Raw genomic sequence first — 20,559 nt, 5'->3', positions numbered from 1 at the left:
TTAATAGTTATATCAGCTTATTATTTGTAGCATATGCGATCGCTTCTGTAATACTGGTTACCTCCAGTCTTTCAAACAATTTTCTGCGGTGAAATTTTACAGTATCCGGAGAAACAAATATCTCATCGGCAATTTCGTTTATCGTAAAACCTCTGGTAGAGAGCTGCAAAATTTCCTTTTCTCTTTTAGATAAAGTGACTTTTTTAGATTCTTCCCAATGATCTTTATCCAGATTATAGTTGTGCACTTTATTCTCTCCGTTTTTATGTATTTTAATGTTTCCTGCCTTACGTTCAGATGATAACGAAATAATACATATCGCTTTCCATATTTTTCCGGTATTGGCTAAAAAAACCGGAGTAAGTTTCTGGTTGATTAAAATCAATTTTTCTTCCTGATTTTTTAAATGAAAATCATAAGAAATCGTATAGAGAATCCTCTCTTCGTGTGGAATTTTTTCATAAAAATCAAATCCAACAGAATTGACTTTCAATAATAACTCCAGGTCTACTGGAGGAACATGTTTGAAATAAAAAGCATAGCCCATTTCCAAAACTTCCTCCGCCGTATTTCCACATAAAAACAGCGGATTATCTGAAACAAATTCAAATCCTTGTTTCAAATAATCTATAACGTAAATACTTGTATATGTTGCTCTTGCAAAAGCTTTAATAGGTTCTAAATAATCATTTTTTTGAGCTCTTTCTTCGTCTGTCAATCCTTCAATTATATTTCTGGAGTCAAAAAATGAATTTAAATCTGGTTCTTTCATCACACCTTATTTTAATCCAAATTTAACTTTTTTTTATTATGTCTGAAAAAAATTACAAAGATCTTGCATAATAATAACATTAAAACGTATTGAATTTCAATTTGTTACTCTGTTTTTGTATATAAAATGATCAATATTTTTATTGGAAAACCCCCTCTAAAATTCGGTTCTTATCCCAAAAACGACTTGTTTATTTTCACCAAACATTCTTTCTTCTTTGCATTTTAACTAAAAAAAGTGGGTACTACCCTAAAGTGTAGTTTATTGATTTACAATAAAATACCACTATTTAGTGTAGTAAAATTATGATATATGAAAATTAGCTTTGTTAGGAACCAACGAACCAAAGAACTCATGATTATAACTCAAAATTACCTAGAAAGACTAGAACTGGACCAGCTGAGTGAATTAGCCAAGTTTGTAGTCGAAGAGAACTTCAGTCATCATTGTGAAGATGTAAATAGTAATGAACTTGTAACAGACACTCAGGAAGTGTATGATGAAGAATTAAATTATTTTAAAGATTCTGAAATTTTCGTTGCAAAAGATTTTTCAGGAAATATTCAGGGATCGATTAGAGTAATTAAATGGGATTATAAAACAAAACTCCCTCTTCAGAAAATTTTTAATATTGATCCGTTAAGCGTCTTCGGTTATTCTGACAAGTTTTCATCCGTTTGGCACATCGGCCGATTTGCAACTAAAAAAAATATCGAGGATAAAACCCTTTTTAAAAGATTAATGGTTTGTGCCATTGCTCCTATTTGCGAACAAAAAAACGGTGTTGCCTTTGCCGAGTGCGATAGCAAACTATTAAGAATTATGAAGCTGCTGGGAATAAAAGCTCAGGTTATAGGAGCCTCTGTTCACTATCTGGGTTCTGAAACTATACCAATAGCGTTGAATTATGAGGGCTTAAAGGAATTTTATAATAACAATAAAAATTTTGTAACCTCTTTCTCTATCGATAAAATATCCCATAAAACCTTTAAAAAGAGGAAATATCACTCTCAGGCATGTTAATTCTTCCTGAAATAAATTAAGATATAAGCCAAAACCACTATCCCCCATCCCCGAATACTGCGCATTACAAGACCTAATTGAGATTTTTCAGATTATTGATTAACCCGTTAATTCTATTAGAATCATGAATGAAATGATAAAAAATACCACAATAGATTGGTCTTCTCCAGATATTTTGAACCAAATAGTTCAGAATATTAAAAACCCTTTAGAAAACATTATTGAGGCCAGCAAACCCAGCATAACAGATAATAAAACACAAAGTGAAATTATTTTTTCGAGCAGTAAACAGATAAATGATCTGATTGATGAAATTTTAGATGGAATCAAATCTAAATCTGTGAGTTTGACAGTTCAGGGACGTCCGGAAATTTTTGACATATATGAATCTAATAAAAATGTTCAGGAATTGTGTATAAACAAAATTAATCCACAAAAAGTTACAAAACTAGATCAGGACTGGCTACTGAATTTAGAAAAGGAAATTTATAATTCTATCAGCCAAAATGATATGAACCTTTATGAACTGTCCTATAAAATGGCTGTAAGCGAAAGACAACTGCATAGAAAAATTGCAAATTTAGTTCACCTCACACCCAATAAGTACATACGAATATTGAGACTTCATAAAGCCAAATATATGATTGATAATTATATACAAAACTCCATTTCGCAAATAGCCTATTCTGTTGGGTACAACGATGTGCATTATTTCTCCAAATTGTTTTCGTATCAATATGACATTTCGCCTAAAGAATTAATAAACTCTTTACGGTAAAACATTATTTATCAATACAATAAACTCCAAAACAAAATATAAATTTAAGACTAAATAAAATGATTTTAACAGAAGAACAAAAAAAGGGTCAGGATGTTTTTTTTAGGATAATTACAGAAGCCTGGGTAAACGATGATTTCAAAAAATCATTAATTACAAACCCCGAAGAAACATTAGAAAAGTTTTTTGGTAGAAAATTACCAATCGGGAAAAAGATCAAAGTGACAGACCAGTCAGATCCCGAATATCTGTACATCAACATTCCTATCAAGATGCAGCAAAAGGATCAGGAATTAGACGAAAAAAAGCTGGACAAGTTAAGCGGCGGAACTTCTAATCGCACTAGTACTACTAATGACTACGAAGGTTTATATGATTCTTTAGGGAATATATATAAATAGAATTTTCAGGTGTCAGAAATCACAGATTCTTTGTCTTAATCAACAAACGAATTACAAATAAATTAGTATAACCTTAAAAAAAATAAAATTATGAAAAGAGCACTTTTTTTCTTAGGTCAGTTTAATAACAGAGATGTAGAATGGTTCATTAACAATGGCCAGAAAATAGAATTAGGAAACGGCGAAAAACTTATCCAAAAAGGCAATTTTATTGATAGTCTATACATCGTGTTATCAGGTCAATTATCTGTATGTGCAGAGAATGGTGATAAGCAAGACATTGCCACATTAGGATCTGGAGAAGTTGTTGGTGAAATGTCTTTTTTAGAAACAAGACCGCCATCTGTTTCTGTAATCGCTAGAAAAACATCCGTAGTTTATAAAATATCCCGCGAGGTGATCGAACTGCGATTGACTACAAACCCGGATTTCAAAGCCAATTTTTATTATGGTTTAGCCTTATTCCTGTCTAACAGATTAAGAAAAACAACAGATCAATTGGGTTACGGAACTGCGGAAGAAGAAGATTTAATCGATACAAGAATTTTAGATGGAGTTGCTCAGGCAGGCTCCCGTTTTGGACAGATTTTGCATCGATTTTCGGAGGCATAATAAAGTATAAATTTTAAGACCAAAATTTAAATGAGATTATACTATTCCTTTTTTGCAATATGGATTGCTGTTGTTACTAACGTGCAAAGTCAGTCTAAAATTAAATGTGATTTAATTGAAATTTCAAGCATAGCATTTGATAAAAGCCCTAATATTAAAAGGACTTTTTATGCGATAGAAAATGCCGAAGGAGAACTTCAGGTACAATGGAGCACATTTGATTTTAATTTGAATTCTGGACTTTCATACAAAAACAGCAGACTGAATCTCTACGATGCAGATCCTAGAAATCAATATATCGAGAGATCACTCAAGTCAAATTCAGTAGATTTTTCTGCCGGACTGCAAAAAAGATTTAGAACATCGCAAATTGCCGAAGTAAGTTTAAGATATCTCTATAACGACAGTAATTTTCCGCTTAATACCTTCAATGAGTTTGTCGGTCAATTTTATGGAACTCATACCGGAGTGCTTAATTTCTCCTTGACCCAGCCGCTTTTAAGAGGCAGAGGAAAAAAAGTAGTAACAACCGGAGAACAAGTTGCAAGTCTTTATATCGATAAAAATAAATTCGATTCTGAGTTTACAAACTCCTATGAAATCCTGCAAATTGGCATTGCTTATTGGAATTACTATACCGCATTTAAAAGTCTTGATGTTTACATACAAAACGAAAGCCGGGTAAGGAACGTTCTGGAAATGACCAGAGAATTAATAAAAGCCGACAAAAAACCCGAGAGCGATATGGCTCAGGTAAATGCCGATTTAACCAATCAGGAAAGATTGACGTTTGTGGCGCAGCAAAATTTATACAATGCAAGATTAAATCTGGGAAGAGCAATAGGTTTATCTGATGAAGAAAGTCAGGAACTGGGCGATCCGGTAAATGATTTCCCTGCAGTTGCAGAAAGCGGTTACAAGCAAAACATCAATAAAAGTGCGCTTATTAAAAGTGCTAAAGACAATCGAGGAGATTTAAAAGCCATACAAAAAGTTACCGAAGCCGTAGAGCTTCAATATCAACTAGCCGAAAACAATTTGAAACCTCAGCTCGATTTAACCGGTTTTGCCTATTACGGCAGCACAAGTGTGGGAAATGGAGTCGACAAAACATTTTCTTCGTTTGTAAACAATCAGGGACAAGATGTTGGCGTAGGCGCAAAACTGACCTTTTCATTTGCTTTAAACAATAATCTCGCAAAAGGAAATTATGCCATTAATAAAATTGCTGTAAAAGATCAGGCCGTAATAAGCGATAATACCCAGCGAAATGTTGATTTAAACGTAAATATGGCGCTTAATAACCTAAACAATAGTGTCTTAATTCTTGAAAAAGCAAAAGAATCTATGGGATTCCATAAAGAAGCTTTTGATAACGAAAAAATAAAATTTCAAATGGGTTTAACCACACTTTTGAATTTAATGTTATTTCAGGAAAGATTCACTTATTCAGAATTAGAATATCTAAATGCAGAGCAGCAGTTTTCAAATGCAATTGTAAGCCTCAGACACGAAACAGGAACACTTTTATCTAAAGAAAAGTCCAGTTTTAAAGTAGATCAAAATGTATTTTATACTGTTCCAACTATAGAAAATTAATAAAAATTTAGAAACTATGTCAGCAAGTTTTTTCAGAAAATCAGCGTTAGAAAAGCTTTCTACACCAGAAAAGTTAGATCAATTAATTAAGGTTACAGGTCCAAAAGCCTGGATAGCTTTGACTACAGTTGCGGTAATATTATTTACAGCAGTTTTATGGTCTTTTGCGGGTACCGTAAAAACAAAATTAGATGTAGTTGGTGTAGTACAAGGCGGCGATGTTCATGAAGTAGTAGCTACTTCACAAGGGCAGTTAGTAGAGCTAAAAGTAGCCATTGGTGACAATGTTAAAAAAGGAGACATTATTGCCACGATAAAACAGCCGGAACTGCTTCAGCAAATAGAAGATGCAAAAGCAGTAGTCTCTGACCGAAAGTTTGAAATGGGAAAATTAGCCTCATACGGAAATCAGGGAACGCAATTGCAGAGCGAAATGATTAAGCAGTCACGTGTAAGTATTCAGGGCGAAATTGAATCTGAAAAAAAGAAACTGGCGTTTTTAAACAATCAATTAGAATCTGAAAATAGTTTGATAAGCAAAGGCTTAATAACAAAATCTGAAGTAGCCAATACCAAACAGCAAATAGAAGCTTCAAAAAATACTATTGAACGACTAAAAGGTCAAACAGTAGAAACCTTAAACCAGCAGCACAATTTAGGTTTTGATATGCAGCAAAAAGTGACATTGCAAAACCAGAGAATTGCAGAAGCAGAAAGAAACCTGCATTTTTTAACCGAAAGATACGATCAGCAAAAAAATATAAAAAGCCCTTATGACGGCGAAGTGGTTGAAGTTTTAACGGATGCCGGAATTGTTGTTGCATCCGGGACGCCTTTATTTAAACTCAAAAATCAGGACGAAACAAAATTAAGCGAGCTAAAAGGGATTCTTTACATTCCATCACAAGATGGAAAAAAAATACGAAAAGGCATGGAAGCTTTAGTAGTTCCATCAACCGTTCAGCCGCAAGAATATGGTTTTATAAAAGGGAAAGTAACTTATGTTTCTGATTTTCCTGTTACACAGCAAGGTATGCTGACTTCTGTTAAAAACGATCAGCTTGCAAAAGGACTTTTGGCACAAGGTCCATTATTTGAAGTTCATGTTGATTTTGAAAAAGATCCAAAATCATACAGCGGCTTTAAATGGACATCGGCAAAAGGGCCTGAGATTTTTATAAAAGAAGGTACTTCATGCATGGGAAAAGTGACCATAAAACAAGAACCTCCTGTGACGATAGTAGTTCCCGCATTCAAGAAATTTTTTGATTTATATTAATAAATACAAATGGGAGATATTGCAAATTTTGTTATTGAAAAACAAGCCCGGCCAGTTAAGGTTCCAACTGTATTACAGATGGAAAGCGTTGAATGTGGCGCGGCAGCTTTAAGTATTATATTAGGTCATTTTGGCAAATTCGTTCCTTTAGAAAAATTAAGAATAGCTTGCGGAGTTTCCAGAGATGGGCTTAAAGCAACTAATATTATTAAGGCCGCTAAAGAGTTTGGATTAGATGCAAAAGGATATGCCAAATCTATTGAAAAGCTAATGCAGATTAAAACGCCGGCCATTATTTTTTGGAATTTTAATCATTTCTTAGTGCTCGAAGGTTTTACCAAAAAAAAGGTATACTTGAGTGATCCCGCACAAGGAAGATATTCTGTAAGTCATCAGGAATTTGATGATGCTTATACCGGAGTTGTACTGACTTTTGATACTAACGAAAGTTTTGAAAAAGGAAATGAGAAAAAAGGGCTTATAGGGTCTTTACTTTCAAGAGTAGCCAGTTCTAGATTAAGCATTACTTATATCATTATTGCCAGCTTATTTTTAGTAATTCCGGGTTTAATAATTCCTTCATTTCTTACTGTTTTTATAGATAAATATTTAGTCAACAATTTTTCTGGTTTTGTAATGCCTTTATTATTGATAATGGGCGGAATATTAATTATTAATTCGGTTTTAGTTTATCTTCAGCAATACTTTTTACTTAAGCTCGAAACTAAGTTAGCCTTAGTTACTTCCAGTAAATTTTTGTGGCACGTTTTTCATTTACCAATTGCTTTTTTCACACAGCGTTACAGCGGAGAAGTTGGTAACAGGGTTTCCTTAAATGATAAAGTAGCCAAATTATTAAGCGGCGATTTAGCTAACGCAGCCTTAAATGTTATAGTGGTTATTTTTTATGCTATCCTAATGTTTTCTTATGATGTTACGCTAACCTTAATCGGGATTTTTATGGCGGCATTAAATATCATCATCTTAAAATGTGTAGCCACAGCCCGAAAAGACGGAAGCCGCCGATTGAGTAATGAAACCGGAAAATTGTTAGGTACAACTACTTCCGGAATTAGTATGATTGAAACCTTAAAAGCATCTGGAAGAGAAAATGATTTTTTTACCAACTGGATTGGATATTTGGCTAAAGTTATGAACGCACAGCAAGAACTGGGCTGGTTAACTATTCGATTAAATGTTCTTCCAAATTTGATCACCTCATTAACCAATTTCTTAATTCTGGGAATTGGAGCTTTACGAATTATGGACGGCGAAATGACTCTGGGTGCATTAGTAGCTTTTACCTATTTAATGAACAATTTTATTACACCCGTTAATCAATTGGTAACCGTAGGTAATACACTGCATGAAACAGAAAGTGATATGAGCCGAATTGATGATGTATTGAATTATGAAATTGATAATCAGTTTAGAGAAAAAGAATCCAATCAGTCAGACACTAATGAAGTTCCTAAAAACAAACTGATTGGGTATTTTGAAATGAAAGATGTCACATTTGGCTATAACACTACAATGCCGGCATTAATAGAAAATTTTAATTTAAAATTAAAACCGGGAAGCAGAGTTGCCTTAGTAGGAGGTTCAGGGAGCGGGAAATCAACAGTAGCCAAAATAGCTTCGGGACTTTATGATCCGTGGAAGGGTGAAGTTTTATTAGATGGAAAAAACAGAGAAACCATTGCAAGAAATATCATTACAAGTTCATTAGCCGTAGTCGATCAGGATGTTATTGTATTTAATGGCACAATTAAAGAAAATATCTCTTTTTGGGATTCTATGATTTCTGAAAAACACATTATCAATTCTGCAAGAGATGCGGCGATTCACGATGTTATTTCAGCCAGAAGTGACGGTTATGACAGTCATGTAATGGAAGGCGGAACCAATTTTAGCGGCGGACAACGCCAGCGTATTGAAATTGCAAGAGCCTTATCCGGCAATCCGACTATTTTAGTTATGGATGAAGCCACCAGTGCCCTTGACCCAACTACTGAAAAAACGGTAATGGATAATATCAAGAAAAGAGGCTGTACCTGCCTGATTGTAGCGCACAGATTAAGCACTATTATTGATTGCGACGAAATAATAGTAATGGAACTGGGAAAAATAGTAGAACGTGGTTCTCATCAGGAATTGCTAAAACAAAATGGTGTTTATGCACATTTGATCGAATCAAAATAAATTTAATACCATGTCAGTGAAAGAGAAAATACATATAGGCGTTGAAAATCCATTGATTCTAAATAGCACAGACAGTTTCTGGATGGTTATTTCGGGAGAAGTAAATGTGTTTCATACTAAAATTGATGAAAACGGAGAGTATTTATGCCCTTTAAAATACCTGTATTCTGCAAAACAAGGCGAATTACTATTTAGCTTATTACCTCAGGAATGCACCCAAAATATTAGATTAATCGTTTATTCGAATGAAGCTAAATTACTGGCAATTCAAAAAAGTGACCTTTTGAATATTGATCCTTTCTTTTTGAAAAATCTGATCAATAAATGGATATCCAAAACATCTTCTGAATTAAATTTTCAAAATGCGCCAAGAGTTTATACCGCGCTTGATGATTTTAATACCATAAATTTAAAAGAAAATACGGTTGCATATCCTTCACACGGTATAAACTGGGTAAACTTAAACAACGGAAGTGTTTCTGCGTTTTCATCAGATATCACTGTTAATTTTGATGATGCCTCTAATTTCCCAATTCCGGTATCGAATAAATTATGGGTAAAATCCCTATCCGATCAAACAGAAATTAAAATATTAAGCACCAGAGAAGTTATCGAAGAAGAAGTTAATCTTTTGATTTCTTTAGAAAAAATACAATCTTACTTTTATACACAACTTGCAAAAACAATAGAAAATAATAGTGTTTTTGAAAACGAGCATTTTAATGCTAAACTGGTCAGCGAAGAAGATGAGTTAAAAAACACACTCGAAAAAATAAAATCTATAGTAACAGGCAGTAAAAAAAGTGTACCGCATGTAACCGCTTCAAAACTAAATAAGCAAAGTGTACTTTATTCAACCTGTCAGGTTATTGCAGATCACAGCCAATTTAAATTTGAAGAACCCAAACATATTGATGCCAACGAAACCAGTGCAAAAAACTTGCTGTATGCTATTGCGAAAAGTTCTAAAATAAGAGTTCGTAAAATCATTTTAAGAGATGCCTGGTGGAAAGAAGAAAACGGGCATTTGCTGGCTTTTACCAAACAAAAAAACGAACCCGTTGCACTTATACAAAAAACGTCCAGTTCTTATTTAATAAAAAATTTATCCGATGGTACTGAGTCTATTGTGAACAATGAAATAGCAGCATCATTAGAACCAATTGGTTATATGTTTTTTTCTGGATTCGATGTCAAGATGGATTCTATGAAAAAGGTATTAAATTTTGCTATGAATGGCGTTAAAAAAGATGCCAAACTATTAATTCTGGCTTCATTAGCAGGAAGCTTAATTGGACTATTAGTCCCTATTTTGTCAGGAGTTATTTTTGATGATGTTATCCCTACCGCAGACAGATCAATACATTTAGAAATATTTAGTATCATGATCATAATCGCTTTGGTAACAGCAGGACTTCAGCTTGCCCAAGGCGTATTGCAAATGCGAGTAGAATCAAAATCCAGTATTAACTTGCAGGCAGGTGTAATGGATTATATATTGCGATTACCGGTAACTTTTTATAAAAAATATACTGCGGGAGATCTTACCAATAGGGTTTTAAGTATCAATTCGATACGACAAATACTTTCAAGCACCTTAATGACGGCTGTATTAAGTGGAGCCTTCTCTTTTGTAAATCTGATCCTTCTTTTTTACTACGACTCTAGTTTGGCATGGATTGGCGTTGCATTAGCTGTAATCGCTGTTATTTTTATGATAACTATGGGTTGTTTAAAATTAAAATATGATCGGGAAGTTTCTAAATATCAGGGAGAAATTCAGGGTTTTCTTTTTGAATTTTTATCCGGTATAAGCAAAATAAGAATAACAGGCGGAGAACGAAGAGTTTTTACATTATGGGCAGAAAAATTCTCTAAACTAAAACAATTAGGCTTTAGCTCAGGCAGTTATCAAAATTTTGTTGAAATTTTCAATAGTTCCTATCCCCTCTTTACCAGTATTTTCTTTTTCTCTTTCATTTATTACAGTGTCCTTAATCCTACTGTTCCGGGAGCAAACATGATCTCTGTAGGTTCTTTTATGGCATTTATTACTGCTTTTAATAAATTTTTAGGTGATAGTTTAAGGCTAAGTATGGCTTTTATAACGTCCTTAAATGTTATCCCGTTATATGAAAGGGTAAAACCAATTTTAGAAGAAGAAGCAGAATCTATGGATCAGAGTATTGATCCGGGCGAATTGGCTGGCGATATCGAAATGAATTCTGTTTCGTTTAGATACAACGAAAATCAGCCTTTGATTTTAAAAAATATTACTTTCAAAATTAAACCGGGCGAAATGGTCGCTTTTGTTGGGCCTTCGGGTTCCGGAAAATCAACTATTATGAGACTGCTTTTAGGATTTGAACATGCTGAAATGGGTTCTATATATTATGATGGAAATACTTTTGATACCATGAACAAAGAGCTTGTAAGAAGACAAATTGGTGTTGTATTGCAAAATGGAGCACTTATGGCCGGAAGCATTTATCAAAATATTGTTGGGAATTCAGAATTGACCTTAGATGATGCATGGGATGCCGCGCGTATGGCAGGAATGGAAGAAGATATCAAAAATATGCCAATGGAAATGCACACTCTTGTAAGCGAAGGCGCAGGAACATTTTCCGGAGGACAAAGACAACGCCTTATGATTGCAAGAGCCATTGTACATAAACCAAGACTATTATTTATGGATGAAGCGACAAGTGCTCTCGATAACAGAACTCAAAATATTGTTGCCGAAAGCTTAGACAAACTTCAGGCTTCACGTATTGTAATCGCACATAGATTAAGTACCATTAAAAACGCAGATCGTATTTATGTTCTGGACCAAGGAGAAATCAAAGAATGTGGTACTTATGAAGAGCTAATGCAGCAAGATGGCCTATTTACACAACTGGCTAAACGCCAAATTTCGTAATGATCATGAATAATTCATTTCTCCCCGAACCAGTTGATCAAGTTGCATCAATTGATTTATCAGACAAACTTAAAGCCTATCTTTTTAATAAGTTTCCTTTAAATGATGATTCTGCAGCTTCCACTTTTACTGAAGGTCCGGAAATTCAGTTTTGGGAAGATTTTTTAAAGAATTTTTCAAATGGAAAAGACATTTTTAATGCGCTAAAAGAATGTTATCCGCCATTAAATTTTCTGATTGAAAAAGAAATAGATAAAGCCGAATTGTATAACAACATCCTTTTAAATGCAAAAACAAACGATATAAAATTGACCTCTTATATAAAATTAGAAGACACAAAAAATATCAGTTTAGAACTTCACCAAAGTATTGCAGGCAAAATTCCGGTTTTAACTATTCCTAATAAAGAAGATTTTGTAAAGATATTACAGTCGTTAATACATAAAAATAATCCCTTGCCTATTCCCGCATCAATGGGAGCTGTGTTGTTAAATGGTCTTAATAACTCGAAACGGTTTAATATCATTAAAAAAAACTGGCTGCAGAACAATCCTTTTGGAGATTGGAATACCGAGTTTACAAACAATATTATGCCCAATAAATCTTTGTATAAAGATAAATTGGTCATTTTAAGTACAAAACCTTACAGCAATGTACCAGCAAGTCAATTAGGATTAGAAGAAGATTTATGGATTTCATATTCTATTTCTATTCGAAAAGAACATGAATTAACGCATTTATATACGCTCAAAAAATACGGACAAGCCACTAATAATCTGCACGATGAATTAATAGCAGATTATATTGGAATTATTAAAACAATATGGAATTACAATAAAGTCTGGATGCTGAATTTTATGGGTTTAGAAAATTATCCTAATTACAGAGAAGGTGCCCGATTAGAAAATTATGTAAAAGAAAGTAAATTATCTCCCGATGATTTTAAACAATTGATTACCATAATAAAAAATGCTATTGAAAACATTGCCATTTTTGATAAAGCGGTAGGCAAAGTAAAATCGACGAAAGATCAAATGTGCAGAATAGATGCACTTTGTGAAATAAGTTTGATCGATTTAGCGTCTGCAAATGGTGCCGAATTATTAATCGATATTTATTATGAAAATTTCCATCGAACCTTATTTTAATCTTTGCTATTTGATACAATCCAATACCGCTGTTCAAAAAATTTCTAACTACCTTTGACCTTTGTTTTCACTTTTCTAAACAATTACGTCAAAAAATATGCTTTCTATATCAAATTTGGTTGTAGAAGAAGAGATTAAAAATTCATTCTCTATACGCTTTCTTGAAGACAAGAGATACGAGCAAAAATCAACGTACAGACTTGTTTATAACCGAATCTTACTAATTGAATCCGGTGCAGGAGAAATAATTATTGACGATCAAATTTTTCAAATTTCATCTTCACAACTATTTTTAATCGCAAAAGGACAATTTATAAGTTTTAATTCCGAAACAAAATTTACCGCTTACGAACTTAGTTTTGGAGATTGCTTTTGGGAAAGAACGCCTTCGAGTGCCAACAACTGTAAAGCTGTTTTATTTAATAATGCTTCTGCCAATCAAACCATTCCGTTAAACCATCAGAATAACATTGAGCTTATTTCAATTTTTAAATCTTTGTGGTATGAATATCAAAAGGAAGAATACATTAATCAATTAGATGCGTTGGCTGCGTATCTAAAAATTATAATGATTAAGATTGCAAACGTAAATCATTCGCTTTCAAAAGGGTTTGACAGCTATGAAAATCAAACCTACGCACAGTTTTTAGAATTAATCAGTAAGAACTATAAAACGTCCAGAGAAGTCGCAGATTATGCCGAACTTTTAGGAATTTCAGCACGTAAACTAACAGATTTATGCAAACGCTGCAGTAACAGAGGCGCAAAAGAATTAATAAACGGACAAATCATTGCCGAAGCCAAAAGAGCACTGCAATTTACTTCTAACCCAATAAAAGAAATTGCTTTTCAGTTCAATTTTAATACCGCAGAGCAATTCAGTCATTTCTTTAAAAAGAATGCTCAGGTTTCCCCTCATGAATACAGATTGCTTTTTTTAAATATTGGAAATTAAGTCCTTAGTAATATTTCCGTAGTTTTTGACATGCGCTTGACGTAATTTGACATTCCTCAAACGAGTTTCTCACGATACCTTTGAAAAAAACAAATTATCATGTCAGTAAACAAACTAAAAACAGTTGCAGGAATAATTATTCCGGATAGTTCTATTGCACAGCAGGCTACAGAACTTTTATTAGAACACGGTACAGAATTTATCTACAATCATTCTTTGCGTGTATTTTTATTTTCTTCTTTAAACGGAAAAAGAAAACAGCTTAAATATGATGAAGAATTATTGTATGTGGCTTCCGTTTTTCACGATTTGGGTTTAACAAAACACTACAGCAGTACAGATTTACGTTTTGAAGTAGATGGTGCCAATGCGGCGAGAGATTTCCTAAAAAGCCATAATTTACCAAAAGAATCGTTGCAATTAGTTTGGGATACTATCGCCCTGCATACCACAATTGGTATTGCGGAACATAAAGAACCAGAAGTCGCGCTTATGTATTCTGGAGTTGGTCTGGATGTTATGGGAGAAGGATATGAACATTTAAGCGATCAAAACAGAATTGAAATTCTGGACGCTTTCCCGCGTGATGATTTCAAAAACAAAATTATTCCAACTTTTTTCAGCGGATTTGAACACAAAACAGAAACTACTTTTGGAAACATAAAAGCCGATGTTTGTGCCTATATGATTCCGAATTTTCATCGCAAGAATTTTTGCGATTGTATTTTGCATTCTCCCTGGAAAGAATAATTAATCGATTTATAGTAAAAATGAGAATTTAGTAACTGATTCTCAAAATTGTATAAAATGGTAGCAGTAAAAAATTTTAATTTTAAGTTATTCTAATTGAAAAAGTTAGATAAATCTTAAGCTATAAATTTAAATCTATTTATTATGATTTTTGACGATTACTATTATATTCCCGAAGAATCTACAGGCGACACAAATTCTTACGAAGAGCAGCTGCTTTTAAATTATGATGATTATCTGCAAGGAAATCTTTCGAACACATTAATGTCTCATAAACATTTCAATCTTGAACTGGATGATCTTGAAGATGAATTCCTCGATGATGATATGGAATCAGAATACGACGAAAATGACTGGGAAGAACTGGAAAATGAAGATGATTCTGAACCTGAAACTTTTTTAATGCAAAGTTGAAAGTGGATGCAAAAATATTGGTAAAGGAGCCGTTGAAAATGTTCATTGGCTCCTTTATCTTATCAATTAAATTAGATTGAAATTATACTAATGAAGTTCCTCCATCAATAATTAAAGTCTGTCCTGTGCCATATTCCTGCTCTAATAAATAAACGAATGTTTTGGCAATATCTTCGGCCTCACCTACTCTTTTTACAGGCAATGCGTTTCCAATATTGGTATACATTTCATTTCTTTCACTTTCAGACATACCGCCCCAAAGCTCTGTTTTTACAACTCCCGGCGAAACAATATTGACTCTTATTGGTGCTAATTCCATTGCCAATGCTCTTGCAAAACCTTCCATAGCAGCGCAGATACTGGCACCTAATGTCCAGCCTTTATTTGGTCTGTTGCTTGCAATACCACTTGTTAGTACAATTGAACCTGTAGAATTGATAAATGGTGAAGCGTATTTTACTGCTGTAAAAGCGCCCCAATAACGAATATTAAAATAATTTTTGGCAGTTTCTAAAGCAGTATCTTCAACATTGGAAAGCATAATATTTTCGCCCGCAGTAAAAATCAAATGATCAAACGGGCCAATTTTTTCAAAAAAACTTTTGACTTGCAATTCATCAGTTACATCAATAACCTGTCCACTTGCATGACCTTTTATTTCCTGTAAAGCCTTATCGATACGTTGTTGATTACTTGAAGCGATAATTACATTTGCTCCTTTTAACGCGATTGATTTTGCAGTTGCCAAACCAATTCCGGCACTTCCGCCTATAATAACTACTTTTTTGTCTTTTAGATTTTCCATTGTTTCTTGTTTACTATTATTGACTATTTTTTAGTCGAACAAAAGTAGAAAGTCACTTACGGAATGGATTTAACAAATGTTAAAAAGGAAATTTAGAATGCATTCTTTTTAATTCTGCTTAAGGATTGTTTGGCGATTCCAAGATAAGAGGCAATATCAGTTTGTGATACTCTGGAGGCAATATTAGGTTGTCGCTCAATAAACTTTTGATAACGTGAAGTTGCATCAGTATCAAGATAAAAATTGCGCAGTTCTACTTTATTAATCAAAGCTTGCTGAAAAATAGTATCCAGCATTGGTTTAAAATAAGGCAAATCTTTAATTAAAGATTCTAATTTATTTCTTTCCAAAACAATTATTTCTGAGTCACAAGCAACCTGAACAATATCTGGAGATGTTATATTTTCGGTAAAACTTTTCAAAATAGTACAAAAGTGATTTTCACCGAAAAAGAAATGAATAACATCATTTCCTTTATCGCTGACACTAGCAATTTTCAATACGCCATTACAGACAAAAAAGATTTCGTTTGCAACTTTATTTTCTTCAATTAAAATTTCACCTTCTTTTACAGTTCTATATTCTAAATATTGCGCAATACTATTTTTATCTTCCGAAGAAATTTTATGAAAAAGATCTAAATGATTACAGAACTGTTCCAGCATATTATTACAATCTTCTTTTAGCATTTTCAGTATATTTTGACTTTATCAAAGTTAAAAAGATTAATCGTCATTGGTCAAAAAAAAATCCAAATCCCAATCGTAAAATTGGAATTTGGAATTATATTATTTGGAATTTAAATTATTTAGTCCAAAATAAAACTTACACTAACATTTGCTGTAATTTCGATTTCTCCAATTGCTAACGTTTCGTTTTCAGCTCCTGCATTATCTGCAGCCATTGACTTCATCGCTGCATACATTGGCTGTGGGTGATAAATTTGAGAGTTATCTGAAATAATATAAGCTTTACCTACTTTTTGACCTAAAACTGAAACATAATCTTCTGCTTTTGCTTTAGCATCTTTCATTGCTAATTTTCTAGCTTCTGATTGTAATGTTGTTAATTTAGAAGATTCAAAAGAAACTCTGTCAATACGGTTAATTCCCTGCTGAACCAAACCTTCCATCAATTCATCATATTTAGACAAATCTTTTAAAACGATTTCTACAGTTTGAGTCGCATTGTAGCTAGTTTTCTTTTTCTCGTAATCGTATTGCGGATTAAGTGCTACTTGTTTTGTTTTGTAATCTGCAGCAGGAAGATTCAATTTTTTAATGAATTTTAAAACTGCGTCAATTTTTTCGTCATTTTGCTTTTTGACGTCTTTAGCATTATTCCCTTTTGTTTCAACCGTAGCCGAAATACAAACCTGATCAGGTGCTACTTTTACTTTTCCTTCTCCATTTACATTAATTTGAGGAATTTGCTTGGTTTCTTGGCCGTAAGACATAGTCATAAACATGATTGTTAAAAATAATACTAATTTTTTCATTTCTGTTATATTTTAAGTTATTGATAAAAGCATTTCAAAAGTTGTGCCAGCATTACAATTTTCCCAATTTAGCCATTCCAAAAAGGATCAAGATTGGGATTAAAAGTAAAACTACAATAAAGGTATTATCATAAACTAATGACGGTTCTTTTATCAAAGTAATTAAGTATCCGCCAATTGCACCTCCAAAGTGCGCTGTGTGACCAATATTATCATTTTTAGCTTTCATTCCATAAATAGAATACAATAAATATAAAATTCCGAAAAGATAAGCGGGAATTGGAATTATACCAAAAATTCCAAGTGTCATATCCGGATGAAGCAAAATTGCAGAATACAAAACTCCAGTCACTGCTCCAGATGCTCCAACAGCACGATAACTGTAATCGTTTTTATGAAATATCATAGTAAGAAGACTTCCGAAAATTAAACTTCCAAAATAAACCAGAACAAAAGAAAAACCTCCCATCCAGTCTATAACCACTGGCGCAAACATCCAAAGTGTATACATATTAAAAATTAAATGTATAATGTCTACATGCAAAAAACCAGACGAAAGCATTCTGATTTGTTCTCCGGCACGGATGCTTCCAACATGAAATTCGTATTTTCTAAAAAAATAAAGATCGTTAAAACCTTTATAGCTAATCAGTACATTGGCCACTATAATTCCAATTAAAATAGCATTCATAAATAATATTTAATGTGAAGGGTAAAGATAAACAATATCAAACATAAGTTGATGAGATTCCAAAATATCGAGCTTATTCATTTTTACATTATATTTGTAGAAAAAAATTTTAGATGCAATTTATTGTTTATATAATAGCCTTCCCTTTACTTTGGCTAATCTCTATACTCCCATTTCGCTTATTTTATTTGTTATCAGATTTTGTATACTTTTTAGTTTACAGAATTATTAGATATCGTAAAAGTGTAGTACGTGAAAATCTGGCACTTACCTTTCCTCATTTAAGCAAGGCTGAAAGAAAAGTTATCGAGAAAAAATTCTATCACCATATGTGTGATATGTTTTTAGAGATGGTAAAAACAATAAGCATTACACCTGAAGAAATGGAAAAACGATTCCATGTAACTAATATAGAATTGGTTCAGGATTATGCAAGACGAGGTAAAAGTGTAATTCTTGTTGCTTCACATTATGCAAGTTATGAATGGCTTTTAACAATAAACCCTAAAATTGGTTTTCAGGGAATTGCAGTTTATAAAAAAATTGCCAATCCTTATTTTGATAAATTGATTCGAAAAATTCGTTCAAAATACGATACTGAATTAGTTGAAACCAGAAAAGCGATTCCAACAATGGCTCAAAATCAGCGTGACGGAAAACTAAGCATGTACGGACTTGCAAGTGATCAATCGCCTAAACTGGACAGAATTTTTCATTCGATGAAATTTATGGGTATTGAAGTTCCCGTACATACAGGAGCCGAAATGCTGGCAAAAAAATATGATTTAAGCGTAATAATGGTAAAAGTAAAAAAGGTTTCAAGAGGTCATTATGAAGCTACTTTTTTATCAATTGCTGATAATCCGCATGATTATAAAAACTTTGACATTACAGAGAAATACCTGAAAGAAGTAGAAAAACAAATTCTTGAAGCTCCTGAATTTTATCTATGGACACATAAAAGATGGAAACATCGTGTGGACAAATAATATACAAAAGAAAATCCAAAAAGTAATTATCGCTTTTTGGATTTTCTTTTTTGATGAAACCGGCAAATCTTGTTTATAAGGTTTTTAAAGACTTTAAAATACATCTTGATGGGTTTTTGTAATATTTTTTTTTGACTTAAAAACTACTTAAACCACATAAATTTGAAGCTAACTAAATCGAATAAAAAAACCTTACCAAAATTTTAATCATGATTAAAAATTTACTTTTTACATTTTTGCTAATAACCGTTTCGATTACAGCATTTGCACAGAGTCCAAAACGCGGAATTGCTTATGGAAATAATTCAACGGCAGATTTATTAGCACTTAAACCGGGAATTTCCTGGTGGTACAATTGGGGATCACTTCCTGAAAATGACGTTAATGCGAATTATGCAACTCTTGGAGTTGAATATGTTCCAATGATTTGGGGAAAATTAAGCGATGCAGACGTACAAAACTTTATAAACAAAATTAAACCAGGTGCTAAGTATTTATTAGCTTTTAACGAACCTAACTTTAATGATGGCGCTCGTTTATCTCCTCAGGAAGCTGTTGATGCATGGGTAAACGTAGAAAAAGTTGCCGCTGCAAAAAACTTAGAAATCGTAAGCGCATCTCCGGCCTTTAATGATCCAAATAAAAGTTATGCCAACATCAGCAGTCCTACTGCATGGCATGATCAGTTTTTTCTTTTGTGTCCCAATTGTAAAGTCGATTATATTGCCTTTCATACTTATGATAATACAGCTGGCTCTGTTATTGGCGTAACAAGTCTTTTAAAAAAATACAACCGCCCAGTTTGGGTAACCGAATTTGCAAACCGAGTTATTCAGAGTGCAGCTGATAAAACAGCATTTATGAAACAAATCCTGAATAGTTTTGAAAATGATCCGGATATTTACAGATATTCTTGGTTTACAGGCCGAGTACCTGCAGACTGGACAGATATGCAGGAGGGACAATTGTTAAGCCCAACAAGTGGTGTTTTAAAACCAATTGGAACAGAATATATCAATGTTAGTTATACAACAAAAAAATTAAATGTTCCGGGTAGAATTACAGCCAATCAACATTACAGAAGAAAAGGAACCGGACTTCAAAACACAACAGATTCCGAAACCGGACAAAATGTATGTTTTATAGACAGCGGCGATTGGAACGAATTTATGCTTAATGTTGCCAATGCAGGAACTTATAATTTAACGTTTAGAGTGGCATCGCCAACTGTTCCGGGAAAATTTGATATTCTGGTTAATGATGTTGTAGTAAAAACAGATGAAACATTTCCTGTAACTGGTGGATATCAAACGTATGCTGATAAAGTTGTAAACGGAGTTACATTGCCAAAAGGTGAGGTTTATTTAAAAATTAAGTTCAAATCAAGCGATATGAATTTTAATTATATTGATGTAGCTTCAGGAAACTTAGGTGTAAATGATCCAAAAGCAGATAATGATTCTTTTACTATTTATCCAAATCCAATTAAAGTTGAATCTACGCTTCATATAAAATCATTTACAACAGAACCTATATCTTTAAAAATAGTAGACATGAAAGGAAGTGTATGTTTCTCTTCTAATGATTATTCTACAAACGAAGATATTAAGATTGGTGATAAATTAGCCACCGGAGTTTATATTGTAAACGTTTCCTATGGTTCAATTTCCAAATCAATGAAAATTATAAAGAATTAAAGAGATTTAAGTGATGTTTAATA

The 20,559-nt window shown here is 33.0% G+C and carries 19 protein-coding genes; 14 read left to right on the top strand and 5 right to left on the bottom strand.

Features of this window, described 5'->3' with window-relative positions:
• Window positions 1-7: 7 nt before the first annotated feature.
• Window positions 8-772: a response regulator transcription factor gene (locus B3C18_RS18960; RefSeq protein ID WP_291150223.1), complete on the bottom strand. Its 765-nt coding sequence runs from the start codon at window positions 770-772 to the stop codon at window positions 8-10.
• A gap of 312 nt (window positions 773-1,084) precedes the next feature.
• Here B3C18_RS18960 and B3C18_RS18955 point away from each other — a divergent pair, with 312 nt between their 5' ends.
• The 12 genes from B3C18_RS18955 to B3C18_RS18900 all read left to right on the top strand — a co-directional run bounded on the left by B3C18_RS18955 (window position 1,085) and on the right by B3C18_RS18900 (window position 14,856).
• Window positions 1,085-1,795, top strand: coding sequence for a hypothetical protein (locus B3C18_RS18955; RefSeq protein ID WP_291150220.1), 711 nt, complete (start codon window positions 1,085-1,087; stop codon window positions 1,793-1,795).
• A gap of 133 nt (window positions 1,796-1,928) precedes the next feature.
• Window positions 1,929-2,573 (top strand): helix-turn-helix domain-containing protein, encoded by a 645-nt coding sequence (locus tag B3C18_RS18950; RefSeq protein WP_291150218.1) that lies wholly within the window; start codon window positions 1,929-1,931, stop codon window positions 2,571-2,573.
• Between the two features lie 59 nt (window positions 2,574-2,632).
• Window positions 2,633-2,974 carry an NHLP leader peptide family RiPP precursor gene (locus tag B3C18_RS18945; protein WP_291150215.1) on the top strand — a complete coding sequence of 114 codons (342 nt, stop codon included), beginning with the start codon at window positions 2,633-2,635 and terminating at the stop codon, window positions 2,972-2,974.
• 90 nt (window positions 2,975-3,064) lie between these two features.
• Window positions 3,065-3,586, top strand: a complete 522-nt coding sequence (locus B3C18_RS18940) for a cyclic nucleotide-binding domain-containing protein (protein ID WP_053470694.1) — start codon at window positions 3,065-3,067, stop codon at window positions 3,584-3,586.
• A 30-nt stretch (window positions 3,587-3,616) separates the two neighbouring features.
• Window positions 3,617-5,185 (top strand): TolC family protein, encoded by a 1,569-nt coding sequence (locus B3C18_RS18935; protein WP_291150211.1) that lies wholly within the window; start codon window positions 3,617-3,619, stop codon window positions 5,183-5,185.
• A 16-nt stretch (window positions 5,186-5,201) separates the two neighbouring features.
• A complete protein-coding gene (locus B3C18_RS18930; RefSeq protein ID WP_291150209.1) occupies window positions 5,202-6,464 on the top strand; it encodes an NHLP bacteriocin system secretion protein in 1,263 nt (420 codons plus the stop codon).
• 9 nt (window positions 6,465-6,473) lie between these two features.
• Window positions 6,474-8,666: an NHLP family bacteriocin export ABC transporter peptidase/permease/ATPase subunit gene (locus B3C18_RS18925; RefSeq protein ID WP_291150206.1), complete on the top strand. Its 2,193-nt coding sequence runs from the start codon at window positions 6,474-6,476 to the stop codon at window positions 8,664-8,666.
• Window positions 8,667-8,676: 10 nt separating this feature from the next.
• Window positions 8,677-11,589 (top strand): NHLP bacteriocin export ABC transporter permease/ATPase subunit, encoded by a 2,913-nt coding sequence (locus tag B3C18_RS18920; protein WP_291150203.1) that lies wholly within the window; start codon window positions 8,677-8,679, stop codon window positions 11,587-11,589.
• Between the two features lie 5 nt (window positions 11,590-11,594).
• On the top strand, window positions 11,595-12,737 hold the full coding sequence (locus B3C18_RS18915) for a DUF7005 family protein (RefSeq protein ID WP_291150200.1): 1,143 nt from the start codon (window positions 11,595-11,597) through the stop codon (window positions 12,735-12,737).
• Window positions 12,738-12,834: 97 nt separating this feature from the next.
• Window positions 12,835-13,692, top strand: a complete 858-nt coding sequence (locus B3C18_RS18910) for a helix-turn-helix domain-containing protein (protein WP_291150197.1) — start codon at window positions 12,835-12,837, stop codon at window positions 13,690-13,692.
• 99 nt (window positions 13,693-13,791) lie between these two features.
• Window positions 13,792-14,442, top strand: a complete 651-nt coding sequence (locus B3C18_RS18905) for an HD domain-containing protein (protein WP_291150195.1) — start codon at window positions 13,792-13,794, stop codon at window positions 14,440-14,442.
• 144 nt (window positions 14,443-14,586) lie between these two features.
• On the top strand, window positions 14,587-14,856 hold the full coding sequence (locus B3C18_RS18900) for a hypothetical protein (RefSeq protein ID WP_291150189.1): 270 nt from the start codon (window positions 14,587-14,589) through the stop codon (window positions 14,854-14,856).
• Between the two features lie 82 nt (window positions 14,857-14,938).
• Here the strand turns inward: B3C18_RS18900 and B3C18_RS18895 are convergent, their stop codons facing one another.
• The 4 genes from B3C18_RS18895 to B3C18_RS18880 all read right to left on the bottom strand — a co-directional run bounded on the left by B3C18_RS18895 (window position 14,939) and on the right by B3C18_RS18880 (window position 17,850).
• Window positions 14,939-15,661 (bottom strand): SDR family oxidoreductase, encoded by a 723-nt coding sequence (locus tag B3C18_RS18895; RefSeq protein WP_291150186.1) that lies wholly within the window; start codon window positions 15,659-15,661, stop codon window positions 14,939-14,941.
• 92 nt (window positions 15,662-15,753) lie between these two features.
• On the bottom strand, window positions 15,754-16,350 hold the full coding sequence (locus B3C18_RS18890) for a Crp/Fnr family transcriptional regulator (protein WP_291150184.1): 597 nt from the start codon (window positions 16,348-16,350) through the stop codon (window positions 15,754-15,756).
• Between the two features lie 119 nt (window positions 16,351-16,469).
• Entirely contained in the window at window positions 16,470-17,159 is a 690-nt protein-coding gene (locus B3C18_RS18885; RefSeq protein WP_291150181.1) for an SIMPL domain-containing protein, read from the bottom strand.
• A gap of 52 nt (window positions 17,160-17,211) precedes the next feature.
• Window positions 17,212-17,850, bottom strand: a complete 639-nt coding sequence (locus B3C18_RS18880) for a rhomboid family intramembrane serine protease (RefSeq protein ID WP_291150178.1) — start codon at window positions 17,848-17,850, stop codon at window positions 17,212-17,214.
• A gap of 113 nt (window positions 17,851-17,963) precedes the next feature.
• Between B3C18_RS18880 and B3C18_RS18875 the strand changes: the two genes are divergently transcribed.
• The gene (locus tag B3C18_RS18875) at window positions 17,964-18,839 is read left to right on the top strand and encodes a lysophospholipid acyltransferase family protein (RefSeq protein ID WP_291150175.1); all 876 of its coding nucleotides are present in this window, start codon (window positions 17,964-17,966) and stop codon (window positions 18,837-18,839) included.
• A 209-nt stretch (window positions 18,840-19,048) separates the two neighbouring features.
• Window positions 19,049-20,536, top strand: coding sequence for a glycosyl hydrolase (locus tag B3C18_RS18870; protein WP_291150169.1), 1,488 nt, complete (start codon window positions 19,049-19,051; stop codon window positions 20,534-20,536).
• Window positions 20,537-20,559: the final 23 nt, after the last annotated feature.

This window comes from Flavobacterium sp. UBA7680 (genome assembly GCF_002482975.1).
Lineage (GTDB): Bacteria > Bacteroidota > Bacteroidia > Flavobacteriales > Flavobacteriaceae > Flavobacterium.
Note: the sequence above shows the minus strand (reverse complement) of the source record. Positions and strands in the feature narration are given on the sequence as shown.

Bases quoted from the DNA above. Each gene is read 5' to 3' on its own strand.
- B3C18_RS18920 (WP_291150203.1), top strand. From the start codon at position 8,677: ATGTCAGTGAAAGAGAAAATACATATAGGCGTTGAAAATCCATTGATT.
- B3C18_RS18925 (WP_291150206.1), top strand. From the start codon at position 6,474: ATGGGAGATATTGCAAATTTTGTTATTGAAAAACAAGCCCGGCCAGTT.
- B3C18_RS18905 (WP_291150195.1), top strand. From the start codon at position 13,792: ATGTCAGTAAACAAACTAAAAACAGTTGCAGGAATAATTATTCCGGAT.
- B3C18_RS18955 (WP_291150220.1), top strand. From the start codon at position 1,085: ATGAAAATTAGCTTTGTTAGGAACCAACGAACCAAAGAACTCATGATT.
- B3C18_RS18950 (WP_291150218.1), top strand. From the start codon at position 1,929: ATGATAAAAAATACCACAATAGATTGGTCTTCTCCAGATATTTTGAAC.
- B3C18_RS18930 (WP_291150209.1), top strand. From the start codon at position 5,202: ATGTCAGCAAGTTTTTTCAGAAAATCAGCGTTAGAAAAGCTTTCTACA.
- B3C18_RS18960 (WP_291150223.1), bottom strand. From the start codon at position 772: ATGAAAGAACCAGATTTAAATTCATTTTTTGACTCCAGAAATATAATT.
- B3C18_RS18910 (WP_291150197.1), top strand. From the start codon at position 12,835: ATGCTTTCTATATCAAATTTGGTTGTAGAAGAAGAGATTAAAAATTCA.
- B3C18_RS18915 (WP_291150200.1), top strand. From the start codon at position 11,595: ATGAATAATTCATTTCTCCCCGAACCAGTTGATCAAGTTGCATCAATT.
- B3C18_RS18880 (WP_291150178.1), bottom strand. From the start codon at position 17,850: ATGAATGCTATTTTAATTGGAATTATAGTGGCCAATGTACTGATTAGC.
- B3C18_RS18875 (WP_291150175.1), top strand. From the start codon at position 17,964: ATGCAATTTATTGTTTATATAATAGCCTTCCCTTTACTTTGGCTAATC.
- B3C18_RS18870 (WP_291150169.1), top strand. From the start codon at position 19,049: ATGATTAAAAATTTACTTTTTACATTTTTGCTAATAACCGTTTCGATT.
- B3C18_RS18890 (WP_291150184.1), bottom strand. From the start codon at position 16,350: ATGCTAAAAGAAGATTGTAATAATATGCTGGAACAGTTCTGTAATCAT.
- B3C18_RS18885 (WP_291150181.1), bottom strand. From the start codon at position 17,159: ATGAAAAAATTAGTATTATTTTTAACAATCATGTTTATGACTATGTCT.
- B3C18_RS18940 (WP_053470694.1), top strand. From the start codon at position 3,065: ATGAAAAGAGCACTTTTTTTCTTAGGTCAGTTTAATAACAGAGATGTA.
- B3C18_RS18900 (WP_291150189.1), top strand. From the start codon at position 14,587: ATGATTTTTGACGATTACTATTATATTCCCGAAGAATCTACAGGCGAC.
- B3C18_RS18945 (WP_291150215.1), top strand. From the start codon at position 2,633: ATGATTTTAACAGAAGAACAAAAAAAGGGTCAGGATGTTTTTTTTAGG.
- B3C18_RS18935 (WP_291150211.1), top strand. From the start codon at position 3,617: ATGAGATTATACTATTCCTTTTTTGCAATATGGATTGCTGTTGTTACT.
- B3C18_RS18895 (WP_291150186.1), bottom strand. From the start codon at position 15,661: ATGGAAAATCTAAAAGACAAAAAAGTAGTTATTATAGGCGGAAGTGCC.